General features: G+C 68.2%; 8 protein-coding genes. 3 read left to right on the top strand and 5 right to left on the bottom strand.

What is annotated here, in order from left to right; translation table 11 throughout:
- Positions 1–184: 184 nt before the first annotated feature.
- The 5 genes from ACFW1A_RS31235 to ACFW1A_RS31215 form a co-directional block, all read right to left on the bottom strand.
- Entirely contained in the window at positions 185–3,064 is a 2,880-nt protein-coding gene (locus ACFW1A_RS31235) for an ATP/GTP-binding protein (RefSeq protein ID WP_380414741.1), read from the bottom strand.
- Positions 3,065–3,389: 325 nt separating this feature from the next.
- Positions 3,390–3,830: a hypothetical protein gene (locus tag ACFW1A_RS31230; RefSeq protein ID WP_380414739.1), complete on the bottom strand. Its 441-nt coding sequence runs from the start codon at positions 3,828–3,830 to the stop codon at positions 3,390–3,392.
- Positions 3,811–4,053: a hypothetical protein gene (locus ACFW1A_RS31225; RefSeq protein WP_380414737.1), complete on the bottom strand. Its 243-nt coding sequence runs from the start codon at positions 4,051–4,053 to the stop codon at positions 3,811–3,813. Before ACFW1A_RS31225 ends, ACFW1A_RS31230 begins: the two co-directional genes overlap by 20 nt.
- Before the next feature lie 21 nt (positions 4,054–4,074).
- Positions 4,075–4,989, bottom strand: a complete 915-nt coding sequence (locus ACFW1A_RS31220) for a replication-relaxation family protein (protein ID WP_380414733.1) — start codon at positions 4,987–4,989, stop codon at positions 4,075–4,077.
- Positions 4,990–5,189: 200 nt separating this feature from the next.
- A complete protein-coding gene (locus ACFW1A_RS31215) occupies positions 5,190–6,221 on the bottom strand; it encodes a hypothetical protein (protein WP_380414728.1) in 1,032 nt (343 codons plus the stop codon).
- A gap of 334 nt (positions 6,222–6,555) precedes the next feature.
- On the opposite strand from ACFW1A_RS31215, the gene ACFW1A_RS31210 reads away from it, so the two are divergent.
- From ACFW1A_RS31210 to ACFW1A_RS31200, 3 genes are all read left to right on the top strand, one after another.
- The gene (locus ACFW1A_RS31210) at positions 6,556–7,200 is read left to right on the top strand and encodes a hypothetical protein (RefSeq protein ID WP_380414724.1); all 645 of its coding nucleotides are present in this window, start codon (positions 6,556–6,558) and stop codon (positions 7,198–7,200) included.
- Positions 7,197–7,925 carry a hypothetical protein gene (locus tag ACFW1A_RS31205; RefSeq protein WP_380414720.1) on the top strand — a complete coding sequence of 243 codons (729 nt, stop codon included), beginning with the start codon at positions 7,197–7,199 and terminating at the stop codon, positions 7,923–7,925. The genes ACFW1A_RS31210 and ACFW1A_RS31205 overlap by 4 nt, the downstream gene beginning before the upstream one ends.
- 124 nt (positions 7,926–8,049) lie before the next feature.
- Positions 8,050–8,976 (top strand): DUF5677 domain-containing protein, encoded by a 927-nt coding sequence (locus ACFW1A_RS31200; protein ID WP_380414718.1) that lies wholly within the window; start codon positions 8,050–8,052, stop codon positions 8,974–8,976.
- Positions 8,977–9,446 lie beyond the last annotated feature (470 nt).

Raw genomic sequence — 9,446 nt, 5'->3', positions numbered from 1 at the left:
CGCCGCCGCCCCCGCCGGGGGGGCCCCCACCCGTCGTGGGGGCCCCCCCCAGTACGTGCCGACAGGCCAGGCCGATCCCGCAACGCGCGCGGGCCGCCGACCGGGAAGGTCAGCAGGAGCTCCCCAATTGGGGAGCTCCCGGACCTAGCGTGCGCGGCATACCTGTTCCGTCCACCCGCGACAGCTACCGCTTCCTCGGACGGCCAGGCCCCCGCCTCCCATGCCGTACCACCGCCTGGTGATGGACATCCGTCGCCGCCGGCTGTGGGTTGTCCTGCTGCTGCGCGGTCGTCCCGCCGTCTCCCGGGGTGGAGTCCGGCTGCTTGTCGGTAGCGCCAGACGGGGCCGGCTCGGGGCCGTTGAACTCGAGCACAACGGCGTCCTGCGCGTTCGCGATGTCCAGCAGCTCCGGGAGTGTCCTCGATCCCATCTGCTTGTCTGCCTTCTCCACCATCTGCCCCACCAGCTCTGGGCGGTGGTAGTCACCGAACAGTTCGGAGACCTGCACACCCCGCGCCCGCAGGGGGCCCACCCGGTTCCCGTCGGCGGTGACCTGCACGTAGTGCGAGAACCGCGGCAGGTCCGCGATCTGCCCGGCAGACACCGCCCCGTGCCATTCGTCCGCCATCGCCCTGGCCGCGGTCATCGACCCGGACGTCGTGCTCACCACGGAGGAGTTCTGCATCAGCGCCTCCCTCGTGGCCGGGCTGATCCGTCCGAGCGACTGCGTCATCACATGCAGTCGGCCGCCGAACTTCCTCAACTGCTCGGTGATCGCCGCGAACGACGGGCCGCCCGCAGGGTCCAGGGCGATCAACTCGTCAGCGAAGGTGTGGAACGCCTTTCGAGCCTCCGACGCCAGGTCCCTGCGCGAGAGACCGGCCTGCAACAGGTTCTGCAGGACCATGCTGAACAGCAGCCGGTCCGACGGCCCCGTGCCCTCCAAGCACAGCCACACGATGAACCCCTCGTCCATCGCCTCCCGGATGTCGTACGAACCCTGCGGTGAGCCCAGGAACGCCCGCGTCACCTCGTTCGACGCGAGCCGGTCGATCGGATTCAGCACCGGGCCCAGCACCTCGGCCACCTGGTACGCCGCGAACGTCGTGGTCCACCAGCGTCGCTGCTCCGGGGTCAGGTGCTTGATCAGGGCGTCGCGCCACGGCTTGTCCGTCAGCAGGGTGCGGATCTGCAGAAGGGTCGCCTGCGCGTCCGGCCGGTCGGCGGCCACCGCCCGGGCGTTGTGCATCACCAACGCCTCGACGGACTTCGTGAAGATCGTCAACGCGCGTGGCGCCGCCGCGTCCGTCCAGTTCAGCCCCGTAGCGAGGGCGTCGACCGTCGCCGTGGTCAACCGGTTGGCCGTCCGCCCCGACGTCATCTCCAGCATGTTCCAGCTCGGCAGCTTCGCCTCCGGCTGGTCCGCGCGGGCGAGGTCGATCCGGCGCACCCGGGAGGCGAAGACCGGGTGGGCCAGGTACGGCGAGGCCGTGGACCACGAGTCACCGTGCGGATCGACGAACATTGCACCCGATCCGGCCGCAGCGACCGCGATGGCCCGGGTGAGCGCGGTCTCAGTCTTGCCGTAGTTCGACTTGCCCACGTTGACGCTGAAGAGGAACTCCTCCTCGCGGGTGGCGATGACCCGACTGGTGCCGTCGGCGTGCACGAGCCGTCCGTGCGGGACCAGGGCCTCACCGGCGACGAAGTCGGGCAGCTCCGAGGCAAGGACCGGCAGCGCCGCGTGCATCGTCGGCGGCTTCAACAGCCCGGCGAGCTCGCCGACATGCAGCCAGTTCTGCTCGCGGGGGCCGACCTGCCCGCTGCTCCACCGCCGGTCGAAGGAGTCCCGGCGGTGCCAGCTGTTCGCGCCCCACGACCACCTCAGGAACTGGCCGCCGTCCACACCGAGCCGGCTGTCCTGCCCGAAGACGTCGAGACCGGCGCTCACCCGCTCCAGCAGCTGCCAGGCACGCCCCTCGCTCCGGGAGGCGCACCGCACCAGCAGCTGGATCCGCACGAGCCCGGTGTTGCCGTGCAGGCGTCCCAGCGCCTCCTCCGGCTCGACCGCGCGTGGCCGGGGCATCGGCATCCGGGAACCCGCGGAGGACTTTGACGACGGGTCGAGCAGGCTGAGCAGCTGGTAACGCAGCGAGTCCTCCGCGTCCGCCGCCACGATCGCCGCGTTGCGCGCGTTCTTCCGGGCGGCCTTGCGGCTGTCCTCCTGGGCTTCGTGCATCAGCTTCCACCGGCGCAGCTTCAGCTGCCACAACGGGATCGACTGGATGTCGAGGACGACCTCGGCCAGATCTCCCTGTTCGGCCCGGATGTCGCGGACGGCGTCGATCAGCGGCTGGAGCGGATCGGGAGCCATCGGCACCTCGCGCAGCGCGGCGGAGGGGCGCCCCTTGAGGACGAACTCGGCGCGCACCGCGACCAGGCGGCCGTCCTCCTCTTCCTTCTTCTTCTGCTGCTTCTCCAGCGCCACCTTGCCCTTCTTGCCGACGGCCTTCGCCTTGGCCCGGGCCTCCTTCGCCTCGGCCTTCAGTCGCTGTTGCAGCTCCTTGTTCTTCTTGTCGAGCCGGTCCTGTGCGGCCTGGGCGGCCACCGGATCGGCGGCCTCCTCGGCCTCGGCGACGGTGACCTCCTGGAACCGGCTGTCGGTGAGCAGGGTGGCGGCGGCCTCCGGCCCCTCGATCGAATACTCCAGCGGCACGCTGCCGTCCGCCCGCAGCCGTACCCGCACCCGGCGGGCTCCGTGAGGTGCCCACCACGGGCCCTTGCCGGCTGCCCGCATCAGCAGGGCGGTCTGGCGCCAGATGTCCTCGGTGCTCGGGTCGAACCGGCGGCTGGGAGTCAGGATGTAGCGGGTGCGCAGCGCGAGGGCGCGGCGCGTCAGGAACTGGTGGAGCACGCCGGCGGCCACGGCCACGGGGGTGATCAGGAGCAGGAGCGTCCCGGCGTTGTCGCCGCACCAGGCGGCCGCGTCGGACAGCCAGTTCATGACGCCCCAGGCCGCGCCCGATACCCCCTTCAGCATGCTGGTGTCGTTCTGGTCGTTCATCGCAGGGGCTCCCCTAGGTCGTCAGCGGTTGCTGTCGGCGAAGGAAACCCCGGACTCCTTGACGGACTCCTTGATGATCGAAGCCCGCCCGGTAACGACTGCGCATCAGGTGGTTATCAAAGCTCTGACCTGCAGTTTTTTGCGGGGCATCAAGGAATGGCGACGGTTCCCTTGATGCCCCATCACGGAGCCCCGCGAGGTCCTGCTGGCCTGCGACCAACCCCGGTTGCCCCACTGCCGGGCTGACCGCGTCGCCCCGCCGAGACCGCCAGCCCAGGCATCCACCGCTGCCGCTTCTACACGGCGGCGCCCACCTGGACCGCCGTCAGAGCGGCCGGGGCGCCAGGACAGCCCGGACGATCTCCTCCCAGGCCGCCTCGTTGGACGCCGGAGGCGCGGTCTTCCAGGCCAGCGCACGGGCGGCAACCAACTTGCCCACCTCCCGGGCCTGGCCGGCCAACCCCTCGTCCAGATGGTCGGCGTCGCCGTCCACGGAACCGGTGACGATGACCCGGCCGTAGAGGAAGTAGCTCGCACCGATGTCCATCCCGCGCCAGGCGCTGGCCAGTGCGGTGGCCACAACGTTCGGCGGCAGGCCCTCGTAGACCGCGTTGCCGTGCATCCACATCAGCGCCCGCCGATGGTAGACGCCCGGGTCCGGACTCCCGCCGAGACGGGTCGTCAGAACCCGTCGACGCAGAGCCGGATCGGCGGGCAGCTCGATCTCCTCAACCGGTCCGGCCGGGTCAATCTGCAGTGCGAGCATCGTGGTGGTCTCCTGGAGTCGATCCGGCTTCGCCCGGACGAACGGTGATGGTGGGGAACTCGGCCCGGCGGATCGGCCATGGGGAATCGAACAGCTGTACGCTGTCGGCCTCGCCCGGGGTCACGTACACGACGTCGCCGTGCTCCCCGTGGACCAGGTAGTGCCGGATCCCGCCGTCGGACAACGCCGCGGTGGCGTGCCCGATGCTGGTGAACCGTGGCATGCAAGCCTCCTTCGGCAGTCGTTACAGGTCGGCCCAGCCGCACCGATGACGCTCGGAGTCGGCCAACGGGCTCCAGACGGGCGCCGACGGACCGTGCTCCTCGATGTCGCGGAGCGTCGCCGCCCCGGCCGGGACGTTGCGCAGCAGGTTGACCACCCGGGCGTTGTCCCCGGCGGCCAACTGCAGGTCCTCGATCCGGTTGCGCATCGTGGTCTCCGAGCCGTTGGTCAGGACGAACAGCAGCCGGGGGAAGAGGGGATAGAAGTCCTGCCAGGCCGGCGGGGCGCCCTGGGCCTCGGTGGTGCCGCGCAGGCGCAGTGGGATCGGGGTGAGCTCGTAGAAGCGGGCGTAGGCGGTGAGCTTCGAGGTCAGCTGCTCGCTCACCTCCGTGCACCGGTCCAGCTCGACGAACGCACGCAGGTGCACCCGGCCCTCGTCCGTGGTAGCGGTGTAGCGCATCACGGCATCCGGCATCAGCGCGTCCCGCCGTGCCTCGGAGAGCCGGTGGTAGACCTCCGGCACCCAGTCGCGCGGTCCGTACTCGTCGCCGCGGCGCCGGGCGTCCCGGACGAACTCCACGTGCGTCCTGACGACGTCCAGCGTGTGGTCGGAGTTGAGCAGCGCCCGGTCCGCGTCGATCTTCGGCGGGGGAGAGCTCATGTTCCTCAGTTCCTTGAACTCGCCCGCGACCTCCCGGCCGGCGTCGGTCAGGAACCAGGTCCGCGGTCGGCCGCCCCCGAAGACCGGCTTGGTGACGTAGGCAATCAGACCCTTCCTGTGCAGGCCGGCCAGGCGCTTGTTGGCCCAGTTCGGGTTCTTGAACGGGCCGAGCAACTCCCGCAGCTGCTCCGATGTGACCAGGCGATGCTGGAAGAGCAGGGCCAGGGCCTGCCGGTCGAAGTTGTGTCCGTTGTGGCTGTCGGTGGTGGCGATCACGCCGGGCCCCTTCTCGAATCTCAGGCGCGTGTGCGGTCGGCACAGACAACCCCGGACTCCTTGACGCACCCCTTGATGGCGGCACGGTCATGGGGCTCGATTCGATAACGCCGCACGTCAAGGCATGGTCGGCACTACCTTGATGCCCTGTCAGCGACGGCGGATTCCTTGATGCCCGGCCTTGACGGGGCATCAAGGAATCACTTGCCCGATCCGTCCTTGAACTCGTGGAGCAGCTGGCGGCCCCGCTCGGCACTCACCCCGAGAGCGGCGCCGGCCTCGGCCGAGGTGAGCGCGGGGTTCTCGGCGAGCAGCTCCTGCAGCTTGGCCCGGCGCTCGTCGGCCTTGGCAAGCAGCGGCTGGGTACGACGCCGCGGGGCGCGGTCCGCCGATCCGGCCGGACGGCCGCCAGCCTTGGCCTCACCCTGAAGGAAACGGTCGTTCTGGTCCCAGCTCGTGATGGTCGAGCGCTTCCAGTGCTTCACACCGTGGACCACCGTGTCGGCCTCCGGGATGGAGGTGAGCCGCTCGCTCTTCCGGTTGGTTGAGGTGGCGTAGGTCCGCCAGGTCGAGATGGTGGGCCGGCGGTCCTCCGGAACCAGGAGGTAGGCCTCCTCCAGGTCGAACAGGTCGTCCTCGTCCTCGCGCGCCAGGGCGGCGACGACCCAACGGCCACCGGTGAACTCCAGGCGCAGCTGGGCGTTCAACGGCCAGGCGCCCTTCTCGTTGTACGCGACCAGCTTCGCGTTCACGTCGACGACCGCGTCCTCCGCGGCCTCGGGGACCTCGCCGGCCGCGTACACGCTGAACACCTCGACCCGGTCGAAGGCCGTGTCCGCGGCCGGAGCGATCCGGGTGCCATCGGCCACCGGGGCCGAGCTGCCCGCGCCGGTGAAGTAACCGGTGAGGAAGCTGCGCAGCAGCTCCAGCACCGACGTGTCCTCGACCGCCAGGTTGAACACCTCGTCGGGGTTTGCCGGCGTGATCAGCGGGATCTCCCGCTCCTCGACCGCGGCGAGCAGCTGCTCCTCGTCCCAGAAGCGGGTCTTGGCGCCGGGCCGGCTGATCGGCTGGGCGCGGAGTTTCTCCCAGCGGCGGGTGTTGGTGAACGTGCCCTTGCTGACGCCCATGAGGGATGCGGCCCGGTCGGTGTCGGCGGTGGTGCGGTTGGCGGGGATCATGGCGGAGTCCTCGGTGAAGTAGCGGGTGGGGCCGGCCCGATCGGGTGGCAACAAGACAACGGTATCGCACGAAAAACATGATCGGTACCTGTTGTACGGCTCATCATCGGATCCCGGACCCCGCCCGAGAGCGAACCGGGCCCTCCCGGCTGCCCTTAGCAGGCCGCTGACCAGCGGAAACCACGTGCCCACGCAACCTGCCATGCTCGTCCCGACATTGCCCTCGAAAGGGACGGACGAACCATCATGCGCAAGCAGGACCTCCAGGACGGCCTCGTCCGGCGCTACAACGCGATCGGGGCGGCCCGGGCCCACAACATCGACAACGAGATGCGCTACTACCGTCGACGGCTGGATCACTGGCGGCCCGAGCCAACGGCGCTACTTGATCCGCTACTTCCTGAGCTGGACGGCGAGCCACCGGCTCACCCGCAGGCTCACCGTCCCCTCGATCCCGCAGCAGGAGCCGCAGGCCCTGCTCGACGAGGACGACCGCTGGAGCCTCCTCCAGCGCTGCCTCACCGACGACGCCCTGCCCCTGGACGTCCGAGCAGCCGGCGCGATCACCCTGCTCTTCGGTCCGTCCACAGAGCGGCTCTGCCATCTGACGCCCAACCATCTACAGCGCGGCGGCAAGCACACCCACCTGATGCTCGGCCGCCACCCCGTGCTGCTGCCCCCGCGACTGGCCGGTCTGCTGCACCAGCTGGCGGAAGAGCCCCTGCCCGGCTCACGATCCCTGTTCGCCCAGGCTACCCCGGGCCCCCAGCTGCTGTTCCCGGGCCTGGTCCCAGGGAAGCCCATCTCGACCCACGCCATGACGCAGAAGCTCAACCGCCACGGAATCTCGGTCCGCGCGGCACGCAACTCCGCCCTCGCCGCGCTCGCCGCCGACCTCCCCAGCCCCATCATCGCCGACCTGACCGGCATGCACCGCCACACCGCGATCCGCTGGGTCACCTACGCCCGACGCGACTGGGCCGAATACCTCGCAGCACGCGCCGAGGACCAACAGGAAGGCAGACGATGACCGACCCGACCGTACGCAACGACAGGCGCACAGCCCAAGAAGTGCTCGACTACCTGCTCACCCACTTGAACGACGCCCTGCGCCGCCCGGGAATGTACGGCGGTGAGACCGCAATCAGGCTCTACCTCGACGCGGTGGCGTTCGCGGACGCCTCCGAGCAGGAGTGGCAGCAGGAACTGAAGGACCTGCAAACCCGCCGAGGATCCTCCTCCACCGGCGTGCGCGGAGCCTTTCAAGATCTCTGGGGTGATGCACACGAGGGCGCCGTGGCCTCGGTCTACGCCGAGATCGCACACCGCCAGGGATGGCTGCAACTCGACCGGACCCTCACCTCGGCCGAGCACCACGAGATCCGTCGCGTCAGCGAGACCTGGTGCCGCCAGGACCGTCTCCTCAGCGACGTCGTCACGGCCTTTGGTCCGCCCTCGGTCCTCTTCGGGGGGAACAATCCCAATTACCCCAAGACGCTTGCCTACGCGACCGACCAACGTGACGATAGTTTGCTCTGCTTCCACTTCTGGAACAGCTTCGCTGCGGATCCAAGCTCACCCTCAGTCTCCATCCATGCCGAACCCGTCCTCTGGGCCTTCAGGCATGGCGGCACTCTGTTCACTGACGGCTTCACCTTCACGCCGGAGGGATTCGCCCGCCGCGACTGGGCCGAGTCTCTCGCAGCTCGTGTTTACGAGGAGGGCGAGAGATGGGTGGAGGAGGACAAACGGTAGTTCCCGACCAGTTCCTACCCACGACTGGCACATCCTGCAAGCGGAGAAAATTCGGACCGCCACCAAATCCAGTGCAGAATCGGCAGGCCAAAGGCGATGCGCGCGCACCTTCAGAAGACAACGAATGGATAGGTTCGGCGAAATGTCACACGCGAAAGATGAAACAAGCGGCGCCGCTGCTGAACCGGCAGGTGGCAGCGAGAATCTCATGCGACGGATTGAGGTAACCGAGGAGTTTATCGAACTCGCCAATCGACTACTTGAAGTCGGCGACCTCAAGTGGTCAGAGGTGGTGGCCGACTACCGCCGCCTCGCCGTAAACGCATGCCTTCGCCGTCAGATCGAAAGCATGAAGGCCGCCACGATTCTCGCACGGCAGGACCTGGGGCATCTCGCCGTCTCATTTGTTCGCGCATCGCTTGAAGATGTCCTGTACCTTGGCTTCTTTGGGTCGCTGCCTCTTGAAGATTCACAAGAGCTCTTTCTGCTGCTGGGGAACTGGGATGCGACGCGGTCACTGCTGGCCCAACGCGCCTACGTCGGCGATGACGTCATGAAGGATCTCTGGTATCCGGAAGGATTTCTTGATTCCGCGGAGACCAAGCGAGACGAGGTTCGAGCAAGCCTGAAAGATCTACAGAAGCGCTACAAGTGGTCGGGGGGCATCCTTCCTGCCGCCGACTGGATTGCCGAGCGAGCAGGCAAGAAGGAGCTTTACGACTATCTCCATGCCGCTACCAGTCGAGCGCTACACTTTTCTGCTGGCGAGATTATGCGGCGAGGCTGGGGTCACCCCTCCGGCAGAATTACTACTAATAAGCCGGAGTTTCGATCGCATCTTGCATCGTTCGCGCTTGACCAGCTCTGGCGACTTTATGTGGAGTCCTGGGATGCCACTTCGCCCTTCTGGGAGAGTGCTGGCGTTAGTGGTGACGACAGCTTGAGCTTTTCTGATACTGAACCTGTGCTGAATCGCCTACTTTCGTTGGGGAAGGTTCCGCTCGTCCACACTCATGAATGGAACCTGACTCCTGAGGGGCCCTTGCGCTGACTACGGGACGCAAGCGGTGCTGCGATCGACGTTCCCAGTCCCGTCCGGACCGGGCGGAACTGGGAACGGCCGGCAGGCTGACCGTCAAGTCGGTGACGGGTCAGGTGCAGGTCCCCTGCTCGCACTTCGGGTCGTCACGTGGCGAGGGAATAGCGCTCCTAGAGATCTCGGTTCCCGGTGGCGAGTAGTCGGTGGACGTTGGGGGGTAGCTCCTCGGGTCTGCGGAGCTCGGCGAGTTGGGTCTGCAGGGCCTGGATGGCTGTACGCAACCATGACGAAGGCTCATCGCCGGTGTGCGGGTCTATGTCGTCATGGTGCGCGCCCTCCCGCCGGAGACGACGGCCAGCAAGCGAGGCACCGCGAAGGTGGTGACCCTGACCCGCGACCTGGTGCAGCAGGCGGTGACCGGAGACCCGGACGAGAGCTGACGCACGGCGTCGGGGGGGGGCGGCGGGGGGGGACCGCGGCCG

Origin of the sequence: Kitasatospora sp. NPDC058965 (assembly GCF_042741245.1) — a bacterium.
Classification (GTDB): Bacteria; Actinomycetota; Actinomycetes; order Streptomycetales; family Streptomycetaceae; genus Kitasatospora.
This window is presented reverse-complemented; position numbering and strand designations above follow the sequence as displayed.

Excerpts from the sequence above, each read along its gene's own strand:
- ACFW1A_RS31235 (WP_380414741.1), bottom strand. The coding sequence starts at position 3,064 with ATGAACGACCAGAACGACACCAGCATGCTGAAGGGGGTATCGGGCGCG.
- ACFW1A_RS31230 (WP_380414739.1), bottom strand. The coding sequence starts at position 3,830 with ATGCTCGCACTGCAGATTGACCCGGCCGGACCGGTTGAGGAGATCGAG.
- ACFW1A_RS31225 (WP_380414737.1), bottom strand. The coding sequence starts at position 4,053 with ATGCCACGGTTCACCAGCATCGGGCACGCCACCGCGGCGTTGTCCGAC.
- ACFW1A_RS31205 (WP_380414720.1), top strand. The coding sequence starts at position 7,197 with ATGACCGACCCGACCGTACGCAACGACAGGCGCACAGCCCAAGAAGTG.
- ACFW1A_RS31200 (WP_380414718.1), top strand. The coding sequence starts at position 8,050 with ATGGATAGGTTCGGCGAAATGTCACACGCGAAAGATGAAACAAGCGGC.